Genomic DNA, 26,248 nt, shown 5'->3' with positions numbered 1-26,248 from the left:
ATCACTCCATCACTCCATCACTCCATCACTCAAAACATCAGCCAGCCCTGCGAGCAGCCGCTGATGGTCGGCACCGGTCTTAACCGCAACCCGGAAGGCGCGATCGCCGATTTCAGCAAAGCTGCTACAGTCCCGAATATAGATTCTATGCCGGATCAGCAGCTGCTTTTGCAGCTTAGGGCTAGGGCAGTCGCAGTCTACCAGCAGAAAATTAGCGCTGCCGGGTCGTGGGGATAGGCCCGGCAGCGCTGCGAGCCCAGCGTATAGGTCTGGTTTTGCCACTCCCAGCCAGTCCCAGGTCTGCTGCTGGAAGTCGGTGTCCTGGAGGGCCGCGATCGCGGCGGCGGCGGCCAATGTATTGACGGACCAGGGATCGCGCCATTGCTGCCAGCGTCGCAGCCGGTGGGGATGGGCAACGGCATAGCCCATCCGTAGGCCCGGCAGGCTGTAGAACTTGGTCAGCGATCTCAGGACGACTAAATTGGGGAAGCTTTCGACCCAAGCAATCAGGCTTTGCTGCTGGGAGGGGGGCAGAAAGTCCATAAAGGCTTCATCGACCACGACCAGGCCAAAGGTCTCTAAAAAAGGTCGAATCGCTTCCCGGCTGAGCAGTGCGCCGGTTGGATTGTGGGGATTATTCAGCAGCAGACTACATTGGCTCAGGTCTGTCCCCGCTGGGATAGCGGCCGTGAGCGCGGCGGCCCAGTCCGGGTCGGTCGGCCAATGCTGCTGCTGAAGGGGAACTTCAATCACTTGCCCGGCAAAGGCAGCGACGGCCCGAGCATAGTCGCTAAAGGCGGGAGTCAGCAGCCAGCAAGGATGCTGGGCGAGCTCGCGACCGGCCCAGGTCAGCAGCGCTGCCGCGCCATTCCCGGGTAGAACCCAGTCGGCGTCGATTTCATGCACCCGGGCGAGCTGCTGGCAAAGGGCCTGATACCTGGGGTCAGGGTAGGCCGTCAAAGATGAAAAAGCCGCCTGGATTGCTGCCAAGACGGATGGCGGCGGCCCAAGCGGACTGATGCTAGCAGAAAAATCGAGTAGCTCATGGGGAGCACAGCGCGCAAGCCGAGCGGCCCAAACTAGGTTGCCCCCATGAGCGGGTTCAAAGGGTGAACGTGACAAGTGGCTTTATTTGGCAACCATCTCTTTGAACTGCTTTCCGGCTGAGAAAGCGGGCACGGTGGTGGCCGGAATCATCATGGTGTCACCCGTTTTGGGATTGCGGCCTTCACGCTGTTTGCGATCGCGCGGCTCAAATGAACCAAATCCAACCAGGGTTACTTTCTGGCCATTGGAGACCGCTTCCATAATCGCTTCGACGGCCGCTGTGATCACAGCGTCAGCCTGCTTTTTAGTGACAGCAGCCTTTTCAGCTACCGTATCGACAAGCTCACCTTTATTCATACTTATCTCCTCTTGGGATGGTATTCAGTAAATCAGCAAGGGGAGGTCTACTCAGCTAAGGTAAACCTCTAGACTGCACAAGGCCAATGGTCAGCGAATGGCTGAAACCCTTGAAACCTCATATTTTTACTGACTTATTCTAAGGGGTACTCAGCACATATTGATCGATAAAACCTTGATTTTCTATGGATTTCAGGGATTTTTAGGAAACTTCACGTACGCAAATCGCCATTTTGCTCCGATTTTGCGACATAAAAAAATCCTGAAATCCCTTTGAGATAAGGATTTCAGGATTTTTTGGTCCAGCCCAAAGGCAATATAACCGGAACCTGGTTGCGATTGCAGCAGTCTAGGCTCTACCGATTCGGCTGCTGCCCAGGGTTCTGGCGTCGATCTAGAAGCTGCTGCACGTCTTCGCCAGGCGTATAGCTATAGCCAAACGCACTCTGGTCAGAGTCGTCGATGATCTGTGGCGTCAGCAAGACGATTAGCTCCTGCCGCTCGTTAGTACGATTGGTGCTTCTAAATAGCGCCCCCAGCAGCGGAATATCTCCCAAAATGGGGACTTTCGAGGTCGTGACGCGATCGCTTTCCTGAATGATGCCTGATAAAATCAGAGTCTGACCGTCCCGAACGCGAATTAGTCCTGAAGAAAGCTGCCGCTCAGCCAGCAGAACGGCTGTCGTCCCGGTCCCGGTATTAAAGGTATCGGTCGGAGCCGAAATGGAGGGAGCAACAGATAGGGCAACGAATCCATTATCATCCACTCGCTCGACCTGAATCTGGAGATTGAGACCAGCGGCTTCTTTTTCAAATGTCGTAGTTCTAATGATGCCTGCATCAGTGGTTTCTACTGTCTCAGTGACATTGGTGACAACTTCTTGGGTTAGTTGAACTGCGGCTGTTTGACCTTCCTGAACTACCAAAGTCGGGTCAGTGACAATTTTAGCCTGACCGTTGGTTACTACCGCCTGAAGCTGGAGCAGAAAATCGGTAACAAAGCTTACTGGATTAGTGAGTCCGAATAAGTTGGCAACCCCTCGTCCGACCTGAGACGCTGAAACGCCACTGTTAGCTGGAGTCCTATCGCCAAAGTTGAATACACCTACCCCGTTTGTACTGAGGAAGCTAGCATCGTCTACGCCAAAGGAAAAGCTAGTCCCCAATGCGTCGATCGCGCTCAAATCAACGTCAATAACCCGCACGTTAATCGCCACCTGCCGCCGCCGCAGATCGATCTGAGTCAGCTGAGCTGTAGCAATTTGCACCTGCCTAGGTGTCCCAACCAGTGTTACTGAGTTGGTGCGCTCATCGCCAATCACCTGCAGGCCCCTCAGCAGCGGGATAGAGTCTGCATAGTCGATGCGCTGATTCTCAAGTCTGGCCTCAGTCGTCGTTTGGGTGTCGGTAGTCGCAACCCCGTCACCAACCTCGACCGCATTAACGCTGGTGACCAATCGCTCCCGAGAAACTGCACTCTCTGCGCCCATAGCAACTAGAAAGTTGAGCGCAGTGGCTACATCAACCTGATTTAGTCGAATACTCCGCGTCATGACGTTGCGAGCCGCATTGGGAAGTCTCGTGCCGACAAAAATGGTCCTGCCAACTCGGTTAGCCTCTAAGCCAGAAATTTGCAGTACATAGTTGAAGACGTCCTGTACCGGCTCGTCCTGGATATCGAGCGAAACCCGCACTTCAGTACTTTCTTCTTCGGCATTGGTATTCGTGAAGGCCAGGTTGAGGTTAGCCGCCCGAGCCAGCAGGGAAAGCACTTCGCGGGCGGAAGCATCCCGTAGGACTAGCCGAGGGACGCGCTCAGTGGTGCCCAGATTAATCAGGTCTAGGCTGGAATCGATTTCGGAAATCGAGATGTCGCCAACGGGGGGAGCAACGGCTCGGGGTAGGAAAGGCGGCGGCGCATTTAGAATGGGAGGCGTTGCCGGGGCTCCATCGATGGTCACTGGCGGATTGGGAATTAGCACTTCGGGCGCTGCGTCTTCTTCCCGATCGGCTTCGGGGTTCGCCTGGGCCAGCTCCTGGGCGGGGACAGTTTGCAGCCGGGCCGGTAGCGTAGTCCGGCGAGCGGTGGCGTTGGGACGGGTATCCAAGCTCACCTGCAGGCCCTTGTCGGCGCTTTTCTGGAAATCGCTGATCGGCGCGGTTTGGGTGCCGGTTACGGTCAGGCGGACGCGATCGCCCTCCAGCGCCTCTAGCTGAATGGCGGCAATGCCAGGGGCGGGGTTGGCCCGCTGATAGCGCTTGCCCCAGGGCAGATCTAGCCGGGCGTTAGTAATGTCAGCCTGAAGGGTTTTACCCTGGCGAGCTGAAAAGATTTCGGCGTCGTCACCAGCAGTCTTTAAAGACAGCTCAAGCCCTTTCTCAGTCTGGTCGAGGGCAATGCCCTTAATCACAGTTGCGGCCGATGCGGGCTGCGACATCAGGGCCATCAGCGCCCCACCAGCCATTAAGCTACCAAATTTAAAACGACGTTTCACAGTTCACTCCTTCACAATCTAGGCAGGATATTGGATGGACGCCGGGGGATGACACCGGGCGCCAAGAATAGGTGTTGAAATCGGCTTGATTGGGGGCGGATGGGTTAACTAGCCGCCCTCAGCCGGGACTGCTCCATCAACCGGGGCAGCGGGATCGGGGGGCGGAGCAATGGTCGGCAGCTCGTCGGGGGCCGTGGTGGGAATCAGGGCATCAATTTGGAAGCTGGTGACGATGGGAATCTTGGGCTGAGCAACGACCTGGCCATTGGCGCCAATCACCGTTTCAGCAATGGGTTCTTCACTTTCAATCGTGAATTCACGAAACAGCAGCAGCGGCTCTAGCCGCTCAATATTTCTGAGAATGGCTTCGGTTTGGGCAAAGTCACCGCGAAACTCAATCGTGTAGGTATCGCGCTTGAGCTTGCCGTTGACGCCATCGCCCAGAGAGCCGTCGCTGATGACGGTTTCACCTTCGGGACTGAAATTTTGCAGCTGGGCTTCTAGCAGCAGCGGTGGAATACCGCGACTGCTGACCTGATTGCGAACGCTACCGAGGGCGGCATTGCTGCTCTTGACCCGCTGGTTGAGGTCTAGCAGCAGCGTATCCATCGTGCTCTCACTGGCAAACAGCGAATAGACTGTGCGGCGCTGTTCCAGGGCTTGCTCTAGCTCGGCGTTGGCCTGCTCGGCTGCGGCAATCTGCTCGGCCTGACTCGCGAGCTGGCTGTTTTTATCATTGATATCAGCGCGAATGGTCTGATTCGTCTGGTAGACGGGGAGAACAAATCGCACAAAGGCAAACCCCGCCAGGGCAACGCCCGCGACTGCGGCTAAAGCGCCTAAGATCTGGGGTGTCATCTCGACGCCAAAGACTTCTGGATAGACCGGACCGGCATCGAAATCGTCGTTAATATAATCTCCGCTGATGCTGCTCATTGCGCGACTATTCCTGTTTCTTGAAGGGCTTGAATGCGGGCAGCTAGGCCGGTCGGCTCCTGCTGCTTATTGAGTTCTGCCAGTAGTTCAGCCGCCGGAATGCTCTGGATGTCGCCGGTAATCGTATATTCGGCCAGGGCTAGGGGCTGACCGTTGACCGGATCGCCGGGGCAGCGACCCGGGATGGGTTCACTGAGCGTTGCTTCCGTAATCTGGACGGTGGGTCCAACCAGGAACGGAGAGTTTTGCAGCGTTAGCAGAAAGTCATTGACATCGTCAAAGGAGCAGGCGTTGCCGGAAATTTCCAACCCGCCCGCGGGTGAGGCAGCTGGGGCAATCACTTGTCCTTCTGCCGGTGCCGCTGTCGCTTCTGCCGGTGCCGCTGTTGCTGCTGGCGGCGCTGTCTGAGTAATTGAAGTAATCTGCGTGCGAGTTGGAATCCGATTCTGGATATCCTGCACGATCGCTGACCAGGGTCGAATCCGTTCAAAAACTGAAGCCAGCGCCTGGCTTTCGTCTCGGATGGCCTGGGTCTGCTGTCGAATCGTTTCGATCTGGCCAATCTCGGCCTCGAGTGCCTGAAGCTGTGCCGTCAGGTCAGCCTGCTGAGCCAGCAGGCCGCGCTGCTGCTGTTGCAAGACCAGCCAAGCGCCGCCAAGCGCCCCCAGGGCAGCCATGGCAACGACTAGGCCGAGCATCAGGGGCTTGCGATCGCTGGTCGGACGGGGAGCCGCCAGCTTACTGGAGCGTACCTCGACCGGTCGAACGCCGCGATCGTTTAGAAAATTGATATCAACGCCGTACATGTTCTATACCTCTCGAAGGCCTAAACCCAGTACAGTAGCCAGTCCCGGCCGCTGGGCCGGGGAAATATCTTCACTGACCTCCAGCGATAGCGCCGTAATCGGGTCAATTAGGCTAGCCGGCAGGTTGAGCCGCTGGGTAAAAAATTCGTCAAGCTGACCGATGGCGCCACCCGGCCCTGCCAGCAGCAGCTGCGTCACCTCGATATTTGCGCTTTGATTCAGATAAAAGTCGATCGAGCGCCGCAGCTCATCTGACAGCTCGCCCAGGATTCGCAGCATCGCGGTGGTGCCGGGGTTGCCGCCGCCCGCCCGAGCAGCGGCGGCAGGTACGGCCATACCTTGGATCAGGTCGGTGTTACGATTGGGCGGTAAGTTCATGGCCCGACTCAGGGCGCTTTGAATTTGGAAGGTACCAATCGGCACGGTGCGAGAAAAATGGGGAATGCCGTCTACCACAATTGAAATTTCAGTACTTTCAAATTGGATATCGACAATCGCCGCCGATTCTTGCGAGGTAAACTGCCTCAGCTGCTCGCGAATCGTCCGAATCAGGGCAAAGTTAGAGGTTTCTAAAATATCTAGCGTCAGCCCGGCCTGGGCAAAGGTTTCGGCATAGGTATCGGTGATGCCTTTCTTAACAGCGACTAGCAGCACCTGAACCTTTTCTATCCCATCCTCATCGACAAAAAAGCCCAGCTTTTGGTAGTCCACGTCTGCTTCTTCGCGGGGAAAGGGCAGGTACAGGCTGGCCTCTTGGTTGAGCACCATTTCCCGCAATTCAGCATCGTCTAGCTCTGAAGGCACTGGAATCACGCGGGTAATCGCCCGGCCGGGAATAGCTGAGGTCACTCGCTTGGCCTTGAGCTTGCTTTCACTCAGGGCAGACTGGATTACCGCGGCCATCTCACTACTATCGACAATCTGACCCTCTTCAAAAATGCCTTCAGGAATTTCTGCCGAGTAGAGCGTCTCTAGCTGGAGCTTTTGTCCCTGCCGACGCAGGCGGGCAATATTGACTCGCTCAGGCGTCAGCTCTACCCCGACCCCAGGCGGTTTTCTAGAAAATAAAGACTTTAAATTGTTCACAGTAATTGTCCGCCCACGGAAGATTTGGGAATTTGGCCAGAGAAGTCAGCCAGAGAAGTCAGCCAGAGAAGTCAGCCAGAGAAGTCAGCCAGAGAAGTCAGCCAGAGAAGTCAGCCAGAGAAGTCAGCCAGAGAAGTCAGCCAGAGAAGTCAGCCAGAGAAGTCAGCCAGTTGCGATCGCGGCAAAACCCGAGCCCTTAAACTACGGATTCAGCTTTGGCTTGGATCTGGCCCACGACGTTTTGGCATAGCGTCAGAACCGGCCCGAGCCAGAACCGCCAGAGTTGAGACCGCCAGAATTGGAACCGAGAGTATTTTGCCCAAAATTAGGTTTAAACAACGGTTTTTTACGGATTTTCCTCATTCTCGATGAAGAAGGAAACAGGAATGGGTAAAAGCCCATAAATATCTGCAAAAAGCCCTCGCAAAAGGTGTGAACTGGGGGTGTACTTTTTTACGAGCGATATTACCCGATCTAGGAAAGATTGGGAGGGGCAAGGGATAAAGTTCGGTAGAATTACGGAGTCGTCATTCTTACCTGCGACAAAGCCTATATCCCCCGTCATCCCCAATGCGATTTCAAAACTTCATCGAAAACGCCGGGAAAACGAGTCAGCTTTTCCGGGACATTGCGGTTGACGCTGCTTAGCTATGCCGGTGATATAACCTGCCCATGAGCTGAAACAAACTAACGCAAGCCTCAGTCAAGTTGGGATAATTGAGGTCGGCGCGACAATTGCCTATAATGGGCTTCGCCCGGCGGCCGTCGGGCGGGGTTCGCGGCCCGCTTTCGCGAACCTGACTGCCCTTCACCCTAAAGTCTTGCTATGAATCCGTTTCGCCACTGGAGAAAATTTTTGGCGCTGGTGCTAGTCGGCAGCCTGATCGCCATTTTGGCAAGCTGTAGCAGCGGTTCTCGATCGGCTAATGAAACAGCCGCAGGGGATGAGCAGTCCGGCACCCAGACGGTCGAGTTCTGGACGATGCAGCTTCAGCCTAAGTTTACCGACTACTTCAATCAGCTGATTGCCGACTTTGAGGCTGAGAATGCTGATATTACGGTGAACTGGGTCGATGTCCCCTGGGCTGATATGCAGAGCAAGGTGCTGACGGCAGTGTCAGCGAATACGGCGCCAGACGTCGTCAATCTCAACCCAGATTTTGCCTCCCAGCTGGCTAGCCGCAACGCTTGGCTGCCGCTCAATGAGGCCGTTTCAGCAGAGCAAAAGGCAGTTTACCTGCCGAAGATTTGGCAGGCCAGCACGCTGGCCAATGAAAGCTTTGGGCTGCCCTGGTATTTAACCGCCCGAGTGACGCTTTACAACCAAAATATTTTTCAGGCAGCGGGCATCAGTGACCCGCCAGCGACTTTTGCAGAACTTGCTGAAGTGGCAAAGCAGATTAAAGCGGAGACGGGTAAGCATGCCTTTTTTATCAGCTTTGTGCCCGATGACGCCGCGGATGTGATGCAGTCCTTTGTCCAGATGGGCGTACCCCTGGTCGATCAGGAAGGCAATGCGGCGTTTAATACGCCGGCCGGCCGGGCCGTTTTTCAATACTGGACAGATCTATATCAGCAGGAGCTGCTGCCGCGGGAAGTTTTGACTCAGGGACATCGCCGCGCCATTGAGCTCTATCAGGCTGGAGAAACGGCGATTCTGGCATCGGGGGCTGAGTTTTTGGACGCGATCGCCAAAAATGCACCCGACATTGCGGAGGCGACAGCGGTAGCGCCCCAGATCAGCGGCAGCACGGGCAAGACCAACGTAGCGGTGATGAATTTGGTGATTCCGCGCTCGACTGACGTGCCGGAGGCAGCGCTGAAGTTTGCCCTCTACGTTACCAATGACGAAAATCAGCTGGCTTTTGCCAAAGCGGCGAACGTGCTGCCTTCTACCATTGCCGCGACGGAAGATAGCTATTTTACCGATCTGCCCGCCGATGCCTCACCGGTTGAGCTGGCTCGCTCGGTCAGTGCCAACCAGCTCGCTAATGCCGAAGTGCTGATTCCCGCGATGGAAGATATTAAGGAATTGCAAAAAATTGTCTATGACAACCTGCAGGCTGCCATGCTAGCGGAAAAGACGGTCGATCAGGCGGTTGAGGACGCAGCAGCGGAGTGGGATGCCCGCTGAGGATCGTTAAACTTTCAACGATTCTGAATCTTTATCCCTGTGTTAACCCTAGAATTTCACCTTTTTGAGATAATCTGAGCGGACTTTTCTAAGAAAACTCAGATAGAGATTATGGGCCCCTTTGAGTGCTGCCAGTGCTGCTAGGGAGCAGGGATAGTGCTGGGTGAATTGGCCATTCTAGAATGGCCAATTCACCCAGCACTATGTAAAGTTGATTTGTATTCCAATCCGGGAACGCTGAACGTTAGCAATCATCAAAAAAAGTTAGGACATGGGGCCAGTACTTCGAATTGGGCAAACACAGCTAGATGCACCAGCACTGCTGGAGAAGCTGACGCAGTATCAGATGATTCCGCAGCTGGCACAGCGGCTGATTATAGAAACCGCGATCGCGCCCGTTGAATGCGACCCGGAGCAGGTCTATCGGTCATTTTGCCAAAATCATCAGCTCCTGACCGAGGCGGACCAGCAGGAGTGGCTGCAGCAGCAACAGCTGACGTTAGATCAGCTGCTAGACCAGCTGGTCTATGAAGAGCGGCTCAGCCATTTCAAGGAAGAAAACTGGGGGTCGCAGCTCGAATCCTATTTCCTGCAGCGAAAAGCCAGCCTGGACCGGGTGCTCTATTCCCTGATTCGGACACAGGATGCCAGCCTGGCTCAGGAGCTCTACTTCCGGATTAGCGATGACGGCGACTCGTTCGCCGAACTGGCGCGGCAGTATGCTGAGGGGCAGGAGGCGCAAACCGGCGGGCTGATTGGCCCGGTGGAACTCAGTGTGCCGCATCCCGTCCTAGCGCAGATGCTCTCCGTCAGTCAGCCGGGCCAGCTCTGGGCACCGACCCCAATTGGCGAATGGCTGGTGATTGCCCGACTGGAAAAGTTTGTTCCCGCCCAGATGGACGAGGCGACGCGGCAGCGGCTGCTCGATGAGCTCTTTCAAGAATGGCTGCGGCAGCAGCTCCAGGAAACGCCCATGGAGGTCATGACCTCTACCCCCGACCCCTCTCCTATGCCCGTTACATAGTTTGCACGATGACTTACACCGACTTTTCAGAGATTGCCGATCTTTCAATTGCGCAGGGTCTGGGCGCGATCGCACCCTTCGACCGGCTGCCGGTCGAAGCCCTAGAACAGCTCGCGGCCAATAGCCAGCGGCTGCGCTACCGGATTGGTCAGCCCATTTTGCGCCGAGAAACCCTGCCCTACCAGCTCATTGTGCTAATCGAGGGACAGGCGCGACTGCTCGGCTACGATCCCTACACCCAGAACCCGGTGACGCTGACCCTGCTGGCGCCGGGGGCGATCCTGGGGCTGGCCGGAATGGTGCGCGGGGTGGCCTGCGAAAGCGCGATCGCCTCTTCTGAGGTGACTGCGATCACGGTGCCAGTGAGCACGGTCAATCAGCTGATCGCTGCCTATCCCGAGTTTGCCGAGGCCATTTTCGCCTCAGCCCATCTGCCTGAGCTCTATGAGCTGATGGGCCAGTATTTCAAAAACCAGGCTCGCAGCGTCGAAAATTTGCTCGAGCGCGCCCGCCAGGCGACCGCGGAGGCCCAGGTCTGTCAGCTAGAGCGCGGGACGGTACCGGCCACCCGGTTAGTCCGCGGTTGGGTTTGGGGGGTGAGCGGTGGTGACGTAGCGGGCTACCCGGTCGGCAGCTGGCTCGATCCGGCAGCGCTACCCGAGTCCTTTAACTGCCAGACGGCCGTCAGGATGGTAGGGATCAGGCTGCGGACGCTGCAGGACGCCGAAGCGGAACTAGACCGGCGGCGGACTCAGCCCGCCAGTTCGGGTGGAAGTCTCACCGGGGTCGAAGTCTCAGACCCGGCTGGGAGCGACGCCCCGGCGTCGGAAGACATTCCCTACGCACCTGAAGTAACGGCCGAAACGCCGCCCTACGCCGAGACGGCCTTACGCTCTGACACCACCGTCAGCTATCCCCATGTCCGCGGTCGCGGTGAAGTTGATGCGGCTCTGGCCTGCTTCAATATGCTGGCCAAGCATTTCAACATGCCGTTTAAGCGGGACGTGGTGCGGAAGGTATTGACCAATCAGAAAGCGCGGCTGGGCCAGCTTTCTCTGGGAGCTTGTGGGGCGGTAGCCGACCTGCAAGGGCTAAAGCCGCAGCTGGCAATGATTCCGGCGTCGTCGATTGGGCGGCTGCCGAAGCTAGCGCTGATTAAATGGCGCGATAGCTTTGCGGTGATCTATAAGGCGACGCCCCGGGAGTACATTCTGGGCGTACCTTCAGAGCGCGGTATCATTCGCCATTCGCCCCAGGCCTTTGAAGAAATTTGGGGCGCAGAGGGCGAGATCCTGCTGCTCGAAGCAACGGAGCAAACGCCGCAGCAGCGCTTTGGCCTGAGCTGGTTTTTGCCGTCGCTGAAAAAGTACCGCTGGGTGCTAACCGAGGTGCTGATAGCTTCGCTGTTTGTACAGGTATTTGGCCTGGCAAACCCGCTGATGGTGCAGGTGATCATCGACCGGGTCATTGTTCAGAACAGCGCCGATACGCTGCATGTGCTAGGCATTTTTCTGGTGATTGTGGCAATTTTTGAAGCCATTTTAACCAGCCTGCGCACCTATCTGTTTGTCGATACGACCAATCGCATCGACATGGCCCTCGGCTCGGAAATTATTGACCACCTGCTGCGGCTGCCGCTGCGCTATTTTGACCGTCGCCCGGTGGGGGAACTGTCTAGCCGGGTGAACGAGCTGGAGAATATTCGCCAGTTTCTCACCGGCACAGCGCTGACGGTGGTACTGGACGCCATGTTCTCCGTCGTCTATATCGTGGTGATGCTGGTTTACAGCGTCAAGCTGACGGTGGTGGCGCTGGCGACGATCCCGCTGTTTGTGGTGCTGACGCTGGGGGTTTCGCCAATCGTGCGGCGGCAGCTGCGGGCCAAGGCGGAGCGCAATGCTGAAACCCAGTCATTTTTAGTCGAGGCGCTGTCAGGAATCCAGACCGTCAAGGCGCAGAACATCGAGCTCAAAACCCGCTGGAAATGGCAGGAGCGCTACGCCCGCTACGTCAGCGACGGGTTTAAGACGGTGCTCACTTCAACAACGGCAGGGTCGGCGAGCAGCTTTTTGAATAAGCTCTCGGGGCTGCTGGTGCTGTGGGTCGGAGCCTACCTAGTCCTCGACGGCAAGATGACCCTGGGGGCGCTGATTGCCTTTCGGATCATTGCCGGTTACGTCACCGCGCCGCTGCTGCGGCTGACCCAGCTCTGGCAAAACTTTCAGGAAACGGGGCTCTCGCTGGAGCGGCTGAGCGACATTCTGGACCATCCCCAGGAGCAGGAGGCCGAAAACCGCAGCCAGATTCCGATGCCGGATATTAAAGGCACCGTACGCTACGAAAATATCTCCTTCCGGTTCGCGCCCTCTGGCCCAATGCAGCTGGTAAACATCAACCTGGAGTTTCCGGCGGGGCAGTTTACCGGCGTGGTGGGGCAGAGCGGCTCGGGTAAGAGTACGCTGATGAAGCTGCTGCCGCGGCTGTACAATCCCGAGTCGGGGCGGATCCTGATCGACCAGTACGACATCAGTAAGGTAGAGCTCTATTCGCTGCGGCGGCAGGTGGGGATTGTGCCGCAGGACAGCCTGCTGTTTGAGGGCACAATTCAGGACAACATTGCCTTGACCCATCCCGACGCCGATACCGAGTCGATTCTGGAAGCGGCGAAGATTGCCTGCGCCCACGAGTTTATTATGGATTTGCCGGTGGGCTACAATACTCGGGTGGGTGAGCGTGGCTCGTCGCTTTCGGGCGGCCAGCGGCAGCGAATCGCGATCGCGCGCACCATCCTGCAAAATCCCCGCCTGCTCATTCTCGACGAGGCCACCAGCGCTCTCGACTATGACACCGAGGCCCAGGTCTGCCAGAACCTGATGCATTGGGCCCAGGGGCGCACCGTTTTCTTTATTACTCACCGGCTCAGCACCATTCGTAAAGCCGAACGCATCCTAGTGATGGATCGCGGCGGCGTGGTGGAGTCCGGCACTCACCAAGAGCTGCTCGACCTCAAGGGCCGCTACTACTGTCTCTATCAACAGCAGGGAGAATAATTTGCCATGACTCAGACTTTTCGTAACGGCCATTCAACCCATGGGACGAATGGGGCCAGCGGCTCAGCTCAGGCCGATTCTCCTACGCCCAACGTGGTCAGCCCAATTCCAGCCCAGCAGCCGTTTGAGCAACCGGTGATCCTGCGCCAGTCGCCCAAGTGGTCCCGGGCGATTGTCTATACCCTAATTGGGGTAACGGTGGCGTCGGTAACCTGGGCTTTTGTCGCCCAGGTCGAGGAAACCGTGCCGGCCCAAGGCAAGCTGGAGCCCGAGGGCGTCGTGCAGCAGGTGCAGGCGCCCGTTGGCGGCGTGATTGAAGAAATCTTGGTTGAGGAGGGCGAAGTGGTTGAGGCGGGTCAGCCGGTGGCGACGCTAGACCAGACAGCAGCTCAGGCCGAGCTCCAGGCTAATCGAGAAATTCGGCAGCGGCTGACGGCAGAAAATGACTACTACCGAGCGATCTTAGCGGGTCAGACGCCGGGCAGCGTGCCCAGCTCAATCTCGGTCGATTTGCTCCAGGGCGGGCGCGATCGCGCTGAGCTTCAGGCGAGCAATCGGGTTTACCGCGCTCAAATTAGCGGCAACACCGAGGGCCTGAGTCCAGAACAGGTGGAGCGCTTTAGGGCAGCTCAGTCGAGGTTAGGTTCGCAGCAGAATATCAATGCGCTGCAGGCCAGTCAGTACCGCGAACAGCTGGCTCAAACCCAGGCTCAGCTAGAGAATGCCAATAGCGAGCTGGCGATCAATCAGGATATCTTAGGCCGCTACCGGCGGCTGAATGAGGAAGGCGCGGTGGAAGAGCTCGCTTATCTCCAGCAGCAGCAGGAGGTCAGCAATAGCCGCACTCGGGTGAATACGCTGCGGGAAGAGCTAGACCGACTCCGATTTCAAATTGCTCAGGCAGAGCAGGAGGTCACTCGCACCGGCTTTGAGTCGGCGGAGACGCTACAGGAGCGGATTGCAGTCAATAACCAGAAAATTGCTGAAATTGACAGCCAGCTAACCCAGCGGATTATCCAAAACGACCAGCAGGTGGAAGAGCTGAATAGCCAGATCAGCCAGCTGGAGCAAACCCTGAAATATCAGGTACTGAAGTCTCCAGTCGATGGCACGGTCTTCAACCTCAAAGCCAATCGCCCCGGCTATGTCGCGAACACCACGGAACCGATTCTCGAGATTGTGCCGCTGGATTCACTGGTCGCCCGGGTTTATATTCCCAACAAAGACATCGGCTTTGTCAAGATAGGTCAAGAAGTGGATGTGCGCATTGACGCTTTTCCCTACAGCGAATTTGGCGATGTGGACGGCGAGATTGTCAGCATCGGCTCTGATGCGCTGCCGCCGGATGAGGTTTTTCAGTTTTATCGCTTTCCAGCCGAGATTGACCTGAACGATCAGACCCTGCTGACGAATGGCCAAGATCTGGAGCTGCGTTCGGGCATGTCGGTCAGCGCCAGCATTAAGCTACGCAAGCGGCGGGTGATTACCTTCTTTACCGATCTGTTTGTGCGCAAGCGGGACAACTTTACCTCGGGTGGTTAAGGAGATTAGCTCGGGCCTATGGTCCGCTACCTGACTGCCGCGAGCTTCAGGGATTGCGAGCTCAAACGTCCTCGGGCTCCATCCCGGATACCACCGGGGCAGTCGAGCTCAGCTTAAGCTTGGGATGCTCACTTTCCACCTGCTGACAGTTCCATTCGTTTTTAAAGAGCAGCACCGGGCGACCGTAGCTGTCCTTAACCGTCACCGTATTGAACAGTCGGCTCGCCTGCTTGAGCGCATCCCAGCCGCCCCCCACCCAGCGGGCAACGCTATAGGGCAGCATTTCTAGCAGGGTCTCGACGTTGTACTCTTGCTGCAGGCGAAACTGGACCACTTCGAACTGGAGCTGGCCCACCGCCGCTAGGATCGGGTCGCGGCGAGACTCGTCAGCCGAATACATAATCTGGACGGCGCCTTCCTCGCGCAGCTCGGCTACGCCCTTACGAAACTGCTTAAATTTGGAGGGATTGGGATTCTTCAGGTAGGCAAACATCTCTGGTGAGAAGAAAGGGATACCTTCGTACTCCAGCTTTTCGCCTTGATAAATGGTGTCGCCAATCGCAAAGACGCCGGGGTTATTCAGGCCGATCACGTCGCCTGGGTAGGCATCATCCAAAGACTCGCGTCCCTGGCCAAACAGCTTTTGGGGATGGGATAGGCGCACCTGCTTCCCCGTGCGGGCGTGGCTGACCACCATATCTTTCTCAAATTTGCCTGAGCAGACCCGGATGAAGGCAACGCGATCGCGATGCCGAGGATCCATATTTGCCTGGAGCTTAAACACAAAGCCGGAAAAGTCTTCTCGCGTCGGCGGCACGGGGCCAAGGGTGCTTTCTCGCGGGTTGGGCTTGAGGGCATAGTCTAAAAACGCTTCCAAAAAGAGCTCGACGCCAAAGTTAGTCATGGCGCTGCCAAAGAAAACCGGCGTCATCTGTCCGGCATGGACCGCGTCGAGGTCTAGCTCGGGGCCGACTTCATCCAGCACCTCCAGTTCCTCTTTGAACTGATAGTACAGCTCTGGGCCAATCAGCTGCTCAATCTGCGGGTCACCCAGATCAATCACCGTATCGCGGGCTTCCTTGCTGCCGTGGGCCGACCGCTCAAACAGATGAAACTGCCGCTGGCGCCGGTCAAAGACGCCCTTAAACCGATCGCCCATCCCCACCGGCCAGTTCACCGCGTAGGTCATCAGACCCAGTTCCTGCTCAATCTCATCCAGCAGCTCTAGCGGTTCGCGACCGGGCCGGTCTAGCTTATTAAAGAAGGTAAAAATTGGCATATCCCGCATCCGGCAAACCTCAAACAGCTTGCGCGTCTGCGGCTCCAGCCCCTTGGCCGCGTCTTCGAGCATCACCGCGTTATCCGCCGCCGCCAGCGTGCGGTAGGTATCTTCGCTAAAGTCCTGGTGACCAGGGGTATCCAGCAGGTTGATCCAGTAGTCCCGATAGAGAAACTGGAGCACGGTTGAGGTAATCGAAATGCCCCGCTGCTGCTCTAGTTCCATCCAGTCCGACACGGCATGGCGCTGCGCCCGTCGCGCCTTGACGGCTCCCGCCTCGTGAATTGCCCCGCCGTACAGTAGCAGCTTTTCGGTCAGCGTCGTCTTACCCGCGTCGGGGTGAGAAATAATCGCAAAATTGCGACGATGCTCGACGGCCTGCTTAATTTCAGTTTTGGAGACGGTGGTAGTCATGGCGGTTGGGAGGGCAGGATCGCGGTTTAATACTGCCTGTAATTGTAATCCGAACTCAACTATCCCACCCGAGAAATCCTTGCAGAGTTTGGCTATGGCTACCGCTTTGAAGAACTCACGCTGCCCAAATCGTCAGTCCCGATCCACTCCCTTTTTAGTACGACCGCATCGGCGAGAAGACGCCCGGATGTCGCTCCTTTTCCCAATCCTCACGGGCTTGCCGGTCGTCAGCCATCATGATGCGCAACAGCTCTGGAAATTCGTCCATTTGGGTGCCGACATAAAACCCTTGAACGAATTCAAAAAAGTCACGTCCTACCTTATGCAAGGTGCTTTCAAAGACTTCAACAGCATAGAAGTCGCATTCACAATCAGCCTCTTGATAAGTCCTCATAAGTCCTCAAGTTGAGGCAGTCAGCTCCATGGAGGCCGGGATAAAAGTGCGATCGCACTTTCGAAGAGAATGCTATAGTAAAGTGAGATTATCCTGAGAAAGACCTTAAAATTTGCCGACGGCTTCGCTAAAAGCTGAAATAATGAGACAAAAAGAGAGAAAATTTTTGCCTCATTTTGTGCATTGAGTAAAAACTGAGACAAAAACTGGGGCAGCCAGGCTTGCTAGACCCGCTAAGTTGGGAATGAGATGTTTAGGCATCGCAATCCATTGAGCGCATGCCCGCTTTAATCTGACCAGATTACTCAAATAACTCGAGTTCTAGATCACTGGATTCAGTGGTTTTGACTGCTGCTATTGCAATAGGCATGGCAGCTAGAGAAGTTCGTCTGTCTAGAAAACAGCGAGAAATTTTCTCAAGGGATCGGGGGTTGGCAGATCCGGCGGAGCAGTGCAGTTTGTTTCAATTCTGTTTATTTAACAACTTAGGAGAAATTCCATGTCTGTAGTTGACCCTTTTGCTCAAGCCGTATCTGTCTTAGACGGTGCTCAAGAAGTTGCCGAAGGCGATCCTCAAGCCACGGGGACCGACCGTGCCATTTTGGGCGATGGCGGAGAGAGTCTGGGCTATAGGCTAACCGTTTCTGGAGCGGACTTTGGTGCCTTTATTGGCGACGGCACGCCGCAAACGCCCGATACTGGAGACGACGTCATCGGTTTGCATATTCACAATGGCGATCGGGGCGAAAACGGCCCCATTGCTCTGGGCCTGATCGATATTAACCTGGCCGGTCCCGAGTTTAACGGCCAGGATGCCGACGACATTACCTTCATAACTCATCCTGACGGCTCCACTACGATTCGCGGGGTTTGGGACGAAAGCGACCCAGCCAGTCTGCCAATCAGTCAGTTTGCCGACGGCATTCAGAACGCTGCACCCGGTACCGATATTCCGCTCTACTGGAATGTTCACACCAACGATTTCCCAGCTGGGGCCATTCGCGGCCAGTTTTTAGGTGGGAATCCGCCGATTGTGGGCACAGATAATCCGGAAGAGCTACTGGGAACACCCGGCGATGACATCCTCGATGGCTTAGGCGGTGATGATGCCCTACGAGGCTTAGAGGGAGACGACCTGCTGATTGGCGGCGGCGGTTCTGATATCAACGATGGCGGCCCCGGCATCGACACTGCTAGCTTTAGCAATATTGGTGCCCCGGTGACGGCCGTTTTAGGTCAGGGACAGGCCAGCTACTCGCCCGCGCCCGGCGTCACCGTCATCGATAGCCTGATTGATATCGAAAACCTGACCGGCAGCCCCAATGACGATCAGCTGTTTGGCGATGGCAATGACAACGTACTCGACGGCGGTGACGGTGATGACCTGCTAGCCGGCGGCGGCGGTGACGACGTGCTGAACGGCAATGAAGGCGACGATACCCTGCGCGGCGGCGGCGGTAGCGATGTGCTCAACGGCGGTAATGGTATAGACACCGCCGACTTTAGCGACATTCCCTTTGCCGTCACGGCAGACCTGACCCAGGGTACCGCCAGCTACAACACCCCGGCAGGCAAAATGACGGACAGCTTGAGCAATATTGAAAATCTCACCGGTTCCGGTAGCGATGACAAGCTTACGGGTGACGCAGCCGCTAACCTGATTGCTGGCGCGAGCGGGGATGATACTATCTTCGGCGGCGACGGCGATGACGTGCTGCGCGGCGATGAGATAGGCGGCGGAACGGCCCTAGTCTTCACCGTAGAAAATCTACAGCCGGAAGGCGGGACCTTCTATACGCCACTCTGGCTAGGCGTCCATGACGGCACCTTCGACCTCTACGATCGCAATGGCCCCGCTCGTCAAGGACTGGAGCGCCTGGCAGAAGACGGCACCGTTGCAGCAATTTCAGCCGAGTTTGTGGCTGAGCAGCTCGGCGTTGGTGGCATCGATGGCACCATTTTTGGCAATGAGGGCGTGCCCGGACCGATTGACCCAGGCGAGACGGCTCAGATTATCCTGGATGTGGATGATCCTGCGGCCACCCAGTTCTTTACCTGGGGGACGATGGTGATTCCGTCCAACGATGCGTTTTTAGCGACGACGGGCGACCCGCTGGGAGAGCCGATCTTTGATGCAGACGGCAATTTTCTCGGGCCGATTACGATTGAGCGGTTTGGCAACGAGGTCCTGGATGCTGGGACTGAAGCCAATACCGAGCTAGGTGCTGCCTTCCTCAACCAAACCATGCTGGATGAAGGGACACCTGAGAATGGCGTGGTGGTTCAGCACCCCGGCTTCAACGGGTCTGAGGGCAATCCCAATGGAACGCCTGTGAATATCCTGGGCGGCATCACAGCCTCTGGCGCAGTCATCGACCCGGTGCTGGGCGACTTCACCCGCAATGGGGGCAACGAGCCGCTGCTGCGGATTACGGTCAATCAGCTGGCTGACTTGGGCGGTGAGGACGTGATTGACGGCGGCTTAGGTGACGACACTATCGAAGGCGGCGGCGGCAATGATATTCTCGCCGGCGGCCTGGGCAATGATACGGTCTACGGTGGAGCGGGCGATGACGTGCTCCGAGGCGACCTGAATAATCGCAATCCGCAGGTGGGCGTTGGCGGCGATGACATTCTCTATGGCGGTGCTGGGAACGACCGGATTGGTGGCAAGGGCGGCAATGACCAGCTCTTTGGCGACGACGGCGATGACCAGCTCTTTGGCGACGATGGCGACGATCTGCTGCGCGGCGGTCTGGGCCATGACCGGCTCCAGGGCGATGACTTTTCGGGCGGTGCGGGCCGTGACACCTTTGTCCTCGCAGCTGGAGAAGGAACAGACACAATCGTAGACTTTGAGCAGGGTATTGACCTGATCGGCCTGGCCGATGGCCTTAGCTTTGGTCAGCTTTCGTTCTTGGATAATCAAATCCGCTTTGGGGATGAAACCTTGGCTGTGCTCAATGGCGTTCAGGCAACGTCGCTGACAGAGAGTAGCTTTGTGGCCGTCTAGGGCGAGTCACCAGGCTGATGTCCGGCGCAGTGAACCCGCTAAAGCTGATAGTCCACTGCGCCCAGCGCCGCCAACGTATCCCGCTGGGCCTGGGTCAAACCCTGAGCTCCAGTAATGTTCATGCCCTCGTAGAGCCGGTTTGCCCGGAATACTTGCAGGCAATGCCCGGTTTCGGCATCCCAGAGACGAGCGGTCTGATCCTGAGAGCCGCTGGCTATGCGTTTGCCGCTAGAGCTAAACCGGACAAAGCTAACCAGATGAGTATGGCCCCGACAAACATGAAGGCATTCACCCGTCGTCAGATTCCAAACTCTCATGGTTTGGTCGTGGGCGGCGCTAGCGAGCCGTTTCCCATTTGGACTGATAGCCACCGAAAAGACCCAGTTCTCATGTCCGGCCAGGGTGCGTAGGCACTGCCCGGTGGCAGTATTCCACAGCCGAATAGTGCAGTCAGTGCTACCGCTGGCCAGGGTCTGGCCATCTGGGCTAAGCGCGACTGAGAAAACGCGATTGGTATGCCCCACAAAAGTTTTAATACAGCAGCCGGTCTCGACATCCCACAGCCTGACGGTTGGATCGGTACTGCCGCTGGCCAGGGTGGTGGCATCGCGGCTGAGGGCAATCGAGTAGACCTGTCCGCCGTCGTTTAACGTTTTCAGGCATTGCCCGGTGTTGACGTCCCAAAACCGGATGGTTTGGTCATCGCTACCGCTGACTAGAAAGCTGCCATCCGAGCTCAGAGCAACCGTGCGCACCCAGTCGCGGTGGCCCTGTAAAGTTCTGAGGCATTGCCCGCTGCTGAGCGACCATAGCCGCACAGTGCGGTCGGTGCCGCCACTGGCCAGCCGCTGACTAGCCGCGCTGACGGAGAGGGAAAATACCTGGTCGGTGTGTCCCTGTAAGGTGCTGAAGTTTTTGCCGGTTTCAATATTCCAGAGGCGAATACTGCGATCGCTGCTGCCGGTAATCAGTAGGTTATCGGCAGATTCTAGGTGAGCGGCAGCTGACAGCTGAGCGGCAGGCGCGATCGCAACCGGAAAAGCCCAATCCGTGTGACTCTGCCAGGTTTTAAAGCAGTTCCCGCTTTGGGCGTCCCAGAGCTTCACCGTTTGGTCTAGGCTAACGCAGGCAAGGGTCTGGCCATCCGGGCTGAGGGCCACCGCGTTAATCTGATTGCAATGGCCACTGAGGGTTTTCAGACATTGTCCGGTGGCCCGATCCCAGAGCTTGGCCGTATGGTCACCGCTGCCGCTAACCAGCTGCGCCCCGTCTCGGCTAAAGGCAATCGAATAGACGCCATCGCTGTGCCCGCTGTAGGTCTTCAGGCAGCGACCAGTCTGGTAGTCCCACAGCTTGAGGGTGCGATCGCCACTGCCACTGGCAAGCGTTTGGCCTTCTGGGCTAAAGGCCACCGAACGCACCCAGCTGCCATGGCCGGTCAGCGTCTGTAAACAGTGCCCGGTCTGACAGTCCCACAGCTTCAGCGTCTGGTCGTCACTGCCGCTGGCTAAGGTCCGACCGTCCGGGCTAAAGACGACCGAGCGCACCCAGCTGCTGTGGCCGCTAAAGATCCGACCGCATTGTCCACTGTCTCGATTCCAGAGCCTCAGCGTGCCATCCCCACTGCTGCTAGCGAGCTGATGCCCTTGAGGGCTGAAGGCCACAGCATAAACTTCCCCCCTGTGACCCCGGCCCAGGCTCAAACAGCGCCCGGTTGCGACCTCCCAGCAGCGGACGGTTTGGTCCGCCCCGCCGCTAACGAGGGTTTGACCGTCTGGACTAAACGCCACCGAGCGCACCCAGTTTGAATGCCCCCGGCAGATCAGCCGCAGCTGGCCCGTTTGCACTTGCCAAAGCCGAATCTGACAGTCTGTGTCACAGGTGGCCAGCAGCTGCCCGTCTGGACTGAAAGCAGCGGAGAGCACATTCCCCAAGGTTTCGGTAAAGACAGCCCGGCCCAGCTCAGCCCTGGAGAAATTGACCTGGTGGAGATTTATCCCCTGTAGATTAGCCTCGAACACGGGCATTCCAGAAAAGTCGTAGCCGTTCAGGTCGGCCTGCATTTGGCTGAGCAGATTAATCAAATTGCCACAGGCGTAGCCTATCTCTTGAGAGCAGAAGTGAGGCTTGGCCGCATTCCGGTCTCGGGTCGTCCTCAGCTGCGTTAGAACAGCCTGTATTTTTGCTTCTAGCTGACGTAGAGAACCCAGCCTGACGGTCAGGCCGTCCACAACCCTCTGAAGAATAAAGCGGCTCTGCGTCTCGCGAACATAGTCTTTGGCTCGGGCCTCGATCAGGGCATGGCTTTTGAGCAGGGCAATCTGTCCCGACTCAAGCTCTGTGCAGACCTGCTCAATCAGCACCGCTGAGACAAACTCCATGATGACAGGCTGCTGGGTGTAGCGATCGCGTTTCTTCTCGATCAGCGACCGATTTTGTAAAGCGGCCAGGGCCTTTAGCAGTTCGCTTGGGGCTACCGGAATCAGTAACTTAGCCTGAAGGGTGGCCAGCGTAATCGGCTCGCGGCTGATTGCCAGCCAGTACATCAGCGTCTGTTCCAAAGGCGGCAGCCGCGAGAACTGCTGCGCTAGCAGGTCGCGTATATCGTCAAAAATAAAGGCGTGCTCGGCCAGGAAAGCTAGGAAATGATTAAGGTTACCCTCGAATAGGTCTTTGACCGCGGAGGCGGCGATTTTCAGTGCTAGGGGGTTGCCGCCATAGCGTTGGCCAATCCGGCTCCAGGCCGTCTCGGTGCCCGTGAAAGTCCCTTTGGCTTTAAAGAGGGTCTGCACCGCAGTTTCTGGCAGGCCGCTGAGCTGCAAACAGCGAACGGGCAGGGTATCTCCTTCCAAGGCGGCTAGCCCTTTGGGCTTTTCGCGCGACGTCAGATAGAGGCAGCTGCTGTGGTCAGTATCGCCGATGGCTTGAAATAGCTGTTCGTAGCCTTCGTAGCCCGGTCGGTAGCTGCCCTGGCGATCGCGGCTCTGTAAAATCGCTTCGGCATTGTCTAAGATCAGCAGGCAGCGGTACCGGCGGAGGTCGTCCAGCAGCCGCGCCAGTTTACCGCTCAGGCTAGTCGCTAGGTCTGCCGCCTGCTGCTCAGCCAGAATTTGAATGAGTTCGGTCAGAAGCCTGTCTAAGGGGGGGCCATTGCGGAGGCTGCGCCAGATCATCTGGTCAAATATGGGGATGGTGGTTTGGCAGGTGAGCTGCTGCGCTGATTTGATCGCTAGCGCCGTTTTACCCATGCCGCCCATGCCTGAAATTAGGATTAGACGGCAGCGATCTCGCCCGGCCCACTGCTCCAGGGTGGCTAACTCCGGGTGCCGTCCGCAAAATAGCGGAATGTCCGGGGCTTCACCCCAATCCTGTCGTCCCGCAGGCCCAGGCGGCGCGAGGTCTGGGGTTGGCGCCTCAGCGGCAGTCGCCACCACCTGCTCCCAGCTCACGCCGACTGCGCTACAGATCGCGACAAAAGCATCCTGACGAATCGGTTGCCTACTCCAGAAGCGGTTCAGGGTAGAGCGCGAGGTATAGGCCGCCTGGCACCAAGCTTCCCCAGACTTATTCCAGCCGAGGCGGCGTCTGGCTCTGTCAATCAGGATCAGGCCAGATTCGGAAGCTCTGCGCGTATCCATGATGATGCCAGGCGTTATAGCGCTGCGAGCAAGGTACTCAGGCCATCATACAGAATCGCTGGAAATCGCTTCAACTCGATCGATCTGACAGTATATCGGGCGTGCAATATCGAGTGCCTGGCGGCGCCTCGATCCATACTGGTCTGACAACTATCAGGGCTTGAGCTGCCATAGACCAGACTGTGGGCGCAGCAGCAGCGAGAGGAAAAACAGTCCAGAGGTGACTAGGACAATGGCTGGACCAGAGGGCAGGTTAAACCAGTAGCTCAAATACATGCCGCTAATACTGGAAACAATTCCGATTGCCGCGCCTAAAAGCATCACCTGATGCAGTCGTGGTACTAGCAGGTAGGCCGTCGCCCCCGGCGTAATCAGTAGTGAGAGCACCAGCACCACGCCCACCACTTTGAGGCTGGCGACCACCGTTAGGGCAATCAGCGCCATCAGGCCAAAGTTGAGTCGGTTCACCGGCAGCCCCACCGCCTGAGCCCCCAAAGGGTCAAAGGTGTAGAACAGCAGCTCCTTATAAAGTGCAAAGACGACCAGCACAACAATTCCGGCAATAACGACCGTATCGCGGACGTCGGCTGCGGTTACCCCCAAAATATTGCCGAATAAAAAATGGTTGAGGTCGATCTTGTTATTCTTCTGAATCAGCGTAATTAAGGTGACGCCCAGGGCAAAAAAGGCCGATAGGACAATTCCCATCGCAGCATCTTCCTTAAGAGGCGATCGCGTCCGAATCCAGGCAATCGCCAGCGTACTCAAAATTCCCGCGATAAAGGCACCCAGGCTGAGGTTAATCCCCAGCACAAAGGCCACCGCTAGCCCCGGCAGCACCGAATGGCTAATTGCATCCCCCAGCAGCGCCAGCCGCTGCACCATCAGGTAGCTGCCCACCACCGCACAGATCAGCCCGACTAAGACAGCGGTCATCAGCGATCGCTGCATAAACCCATACTGCAACGGCTCCACCAAAGCCCGAACTAGCTCCATCACCCGATCAGGCCGCATAGAAACTCACCGTACCGCCATAGGCGTGGCGCAAATTCTCCTGATTCAGCACCTGCTGCCGGGGGCCACTGGCAATCAGGCTACGGTTCAGTAAGAGGAGGTCGTCAAAGTTCGTAATCGCCTCGCCCAGGTCATGGTTGACCACAATCACAGTCTTGCCCGCATCGGCCAGCTCATGAAAAATCTCGAATAGAACCGTTTCGGTTTTCTGATCGACCCCAACAAACGGTTCATCAAAGCAGAAAACATCGGCTTCCTGAGCCAGAGAGCGGGCTAAAAACACTCGCTGCTGCTGCCCCCCGGATAGCTGACCGATGGGGCGATTGCGCAGCTCGGCCATGCCAACCCGCTCTAGCGCTGCCCTAGCCTGCTGTCGGCTGGCAGCGGAAAACCGCCGGAACCAGCCCGTCTTCTGCACTCGACCCATGAGCACCACATCCCAAACCGTAGCCGGGTAGAGCCAGTCAATCTGACTTCGCTGCGGTACGTAGGCCACCTGATGGCGCTGGTCTGCCAGGGTTTGAGAGCCAAACCGAACCGTGCCGCTGGCAGTGGGAATCAGACCCAGCATGGCCTGAAGCAGCGTGCTTTTGCCTGCACCGTTAGGGCCGATAATGCCGGTAACCCGCCCTGGATAAAACTCCGCCGAAATCTGATCGAGCGCCAGCAGCTGCTGATAGTAAACGCTGAGGCCGCTAATTGAAACGGGTTTCAGCGTCGGAAATTGGCTGTTGACGAGCCGTAGTCCAGGTCTGGGAAGGGAGCAGTAGGCGGGTTGAATATCCATATCGAAATTAAAAATGAAAAGAAAAATGAAAGGATTATGAAAACAGTATACGGTTTAAAAATGAAAGAATTATGAAAAATCTAAAAAATCAGTCGATTGTATTGTATGGATTATCAACATTGCTTCAGACCTATCTATAGCGGCCTCAGTTTGGTGGGAGCGCTTTCCCTGGGTCTGTATCTGACCGGCTGCAACCCTCAGGCTGCTCAGGATTTATCTGCCAATCTGCCGCAGGTCGTCGCCACCAGCACGATTTTGGCTGACCTTGCTCAGTCCGTCGGGGGCGAAGAAATTCAGCTCACCGGCCTGCTCCAGCCCGGCGACGATCCCCACATTTATGAGCCAGTCCCTCAGGATACGGTCGCCCTAGAGCAGGCTGACCTGATTTTCTATAACGGGTTCAACCTGGAGCCTGGCCTGATTCGGCTAATTGACGGAGCGGGAGTTGACGCCGAGAAGCTGGCTGTCGGTGAGGTGGTCACCCCGCTGGACTATGAATACCAGGGCCAGACCGAGCCAGACCCTCACGTTTGGGGCGATGTGGAAAACGCGATCGCGATGGTTGCCGCGATTCGCGATGCCCTGATCGCCCTCGACCCGGACTCTGAGGCCACCTACCGCGAAAATGCCGACCGGCTGACGGCAGCGCTAACCGAGCTAGACGGCTGGATTATCGCGCAGACTGAGACGATTCCGGCTGAACGCCGCAAATTGGTCACCACCCACGATGCTTTTCAGTACTACGCCAGCGCCTACGACCTTGACATCATTGGCACCCTAATCGGCATCAGTACCGAAGAGCAGCCCAGTGCCCAGACCGTGCAGCGGCTGGTTGAAGCGGTGAAGGTTGCCCAAATCCCGGCGATTTTTGCTGAGACAACGATTAACCCCCAGCTGATTCGCACCGTTGCTGAGGAAGCCAATGTGGAACTGGCCCCAGCTCAGCTGTACTCGGACTCCATCGGCCCGGCTGGCAGCGCCGGCGATAGCTACCTTCGGATGATGGCGGCCAATACTCAAACCATTGTGCAGGCGTTAGGAGGCGAGGTCACCCCGTTTGAATAAGTCAATGAAAGAGCGGTAAAGCGTTCGGTTCAGCTTCACCAACTCCTTAAGAGATTAACCGTGTAGATACGGAGGCCATTGCCCGTAGACAATCCTTAATTTAGGTATAGATGAATACTGTCTGTGCGGCTTGCCGATCGCTGGCCGCGCGATATTCTCAGCTTGGC

General features: G+C 56.9%; 17 protein-coding genes. 6 read left to right on the top strand and 11 right to left on the bottom strand.

Features of this window, described 5'->3' with window-relative positions; translation table 11 throughout:
* Window positions 1-9: 9 nt before the first annotated feature.
* The 6 genes from cobD to pilM all read right to left on the bottom strand — a co-directional run bounded on the left by cobD (window position 10) and on the right by pilM (window position 6,727).
* The gene (gene cobD, locus IQ241_RS08820; RefSeq protein ID WP_193906111.1) at window positions 10-1,122 is read right to left on the bottom strand and encodes a threonine-phosphate decarboxylase CobD; all 1,113 of its coding nucleotides are present in this window, start codon (window positions 1,120-1,122) and stop codon (window positions 10-12) included.
* Window positions 1,123-1,128: 6 nt separating this feature from the next.
* Window positions 1,129-1,404 (bottom strand): HU family DNA-binding protein, encoded by a 276-nt coding sequence (locus IQ241_RS08815; protein ID WP_193906109.1) that lies wholly within the window; start codon window positions 1,402-1,404, stop codon window positions 1,129-1,131.
* A 356-nt stretch (window positions 1,405-1,760) separates the two neighbouring features.
* Window positions 1,761-3,869 (bottom strand): type IV pilus secretin family protein, encoded by a 2,109-nt coding sequence (locus IQ241_RS08810; RefSeq protein ID WP_193906202.1) that lies wholly within the window; start codon window positions 3,867-3,869, stop codon window positions 1,761-1,763.
* A 138-nt stretch (window positions 3,870-4,007) separates the two neighbouring features.
* Window positions 4,008-4,835, bottom strand: coding sequence for a hypothetical protein (locus IQ241_RS08805; RefSeq protein WP_193906108.1), 828 nt, complete (start codon window positions 4,833-4,835; stop codon window positions 4,008-4,010).
* Window positions 4,832-5,641 (bottom strand): PilN domain-containing protein, encoded by an 810-nt coding sequence (locus tag IQ241_RS08800; RefSeq protein WP_193906107.1) that lies wholly within the window; start codon window positions 5,639-5,641, stop codon window positions 4,832-4,834. Before IQ241_RS08800 ends, IQ241_RS08805 begins: the two co-directional genes overlap by 4 nt.
* 3 nt (window positions 5,642-5,644) lie before the next feature.
* Window positions 5,645-6,727: a type IV pilus assembly protein PilM gene (gene pilM, locus IQ241_RS08795; RefSeq protein WP_193906105.1), complete on the bottom strand. Its 1,083-nt coding sequence runs from the start codon at window positions 6,725-6,727 to the stop codon at window positions 5,645-5,647.
* An 826-nt stretch (window positions 6,728-7,553) separates the two neighbouring features.
* Between pilM and IQ241_RS08790 the strand changes: the two genes are divergently transcribed.
* From IQ241_RS08790 to IQ241_RS08775, 4 genes are all read left to right on the top strand, one after another.
* On the top strand, window positions 7,554-8,861 hold the full coding sequence (locus tag IQ241_RS08790) for an ABC transporter substrate-binding protein (RefSeq protein WP_193906103.1): 1,308 nt from the start codon (window positions 7,554-7,556) through the stop codon (window positions 8,859-8,861).
* A gap of 271 nt (window positions 8,862-9,132) precedes the next feature.
* Window positions 9,133-9,885, top strand: a complete 753-nt coding sequence (locus IQ241_RS08785; protein ID WP_193906101.1) for a peptidylprolyl isomerase — start codon at window positions 9,133-9,135, stop codon at window positions 9,883-9,885.
* Between the two features lie 8 nt (window positions 9,886-9,893).
* The gene (locus IQ241_RS08780) at window positions 9,894-12,935 is read left to right on the top strand and encodes a type I secretion system permease/ATPase (protein ID WP_193906099.1); all 3,042 of its coding nucleotides are present in this window, start codon (window positions 9,894-9,896) and stop codon (window positions 12,933-12,935) included.
* Window positions 12,936-12,941: 6 nt separating this feature from the next.
* Entirely contained in the window at window positions 12,942-14,477 is a 1,536-nt protein-coding gene (locus IQ241_RS08775) for an HlyD family efflux transporter periplasmic adaptor subunit (protein ID WP_193906097.1), read from the top strand.
* Between the two features lie 61 nt (window positions 14,478-14,538).
* On the opposite strand, the gene prfC is transcribed toward IQ241_RS08775, so the two are convergent.
* Entirely contained in the window at window positions 14,539-16,170 is a 1,632-nt protein-coding gene (gene prfC, locus IQ241_RS08770; protein ID WP_193906095.1) for a peptide chain release factor 3, read from the bottom strand.
* 154 nt (window positions 16,171-16,324) lie between these two features.
* The gene (locus IQ241_RS08765; RefSeq protein WP_193906092.1) at window positions 16,325-16,564 is read right to left on the bottom strand and encodes a hypothetical protein; all 240 of its coding nucleotides are present in this window, start codon (window positions 16,562-16,564) and stop codon (window positions 16,325-16,327) included.
* Between the two features lie 499 nt (window positions 16,565-17,063).
* On the opposite strand from IQ241_RS08765, the gene IQ241_RS08760 reads away from it, so the two are divergent.
* Entirely contained in the window at window positions 17,064-19,577 is a 2,514-nt protein-coding gene (locus IQ241_RS08760) for a spondin domain-containing protein (RefSeq protein ID WP_193906091.1), read from the top strand.
* Between the two features lie 38 nt (window positions 19,578-19,615).
* Here IQ241_RS08760 and IQ241_RS08755 read toward each other — a convergent pair whose 3' ends face one another.
* From IQ241_RS08755 to IQ241_RS08745, 3 genes are all read right to left on the bottom strand, one after another.
* Window positions 19,616-23,215 carry an NB-ARC domain-containing protein gene (locus IQ241_RS08755; protein WP_193906090.1) on the bottom strand — a complete coding sequence of 1,200 codons (3,600 nt, stop codon included), beginning with the start codon at window positions 23,213-23,215 and terminating at the stop codon, window positions 19,616-19,618.
* 153 nt (window positions 23,216-23,368) lie between these two features.
* Window positions 23,369-24,229 (bottom strand): metal ABC transporter permease, encoded by an 861-nt coding sequence (locus IQ241_RS08750; RefSeq protein WP_228021516.1) that lies wholly within the window; start codon window positions 24,227-24,229, stop codon window positions 23,369-23,371.
* Entirely contained in the window at window positions 24,219-25,016 is a 798-nt protein-coding gene (locus IQ241_RS08745; protein ID WP_193906089.1) for a metal ABC transporter ATP-binding protein, read from the bottom strand. The genes IQ241_RS08750 and IQ241_RS08745 overlap by 11 nt, the downstream gene beginning before the upstream one ends.
* A 105-nt stretch (window positions 25,017-25,121) precedes the next feature.
* On the opposite strand from IQ241_RS08745, the gene IQ241_RS08740 reads away from it, so the two are divergent.
* The gene (locus tag IQ241_RS08740; RefSeq protein ID WP_193906088.1) at window positions 25,122-26,081 is read left to right on the top strand and encodes a metal ABC transporter solute-binding protein, Zn/Mn family; all 960 of its coding nucleotides are present in this window, start codon (window positions 25,122-25,124) and stop codon (window positions 26,079-26,081) included.
* The last annotated feature ends 167 nt before the right edge of the window (window positions 26,082-26,248 follow it).

The organism is Vasconcelosia minhoensis LEGE 07310 (genome assembly GCF_015207255.1).
Classification (GTDB): Bacteria; Cyanobacteriota; Cyanobacteriia; order Phormidesmidales; family Phormidesmidaceae; genus Vasconcelosia; species Vasconcelosia minhoensis.
The sequence above is the reverse complement of the archived record's forward strand: the minus strand, read 5'-3'. Positions and strand labels throughout refer to the sequence as shown.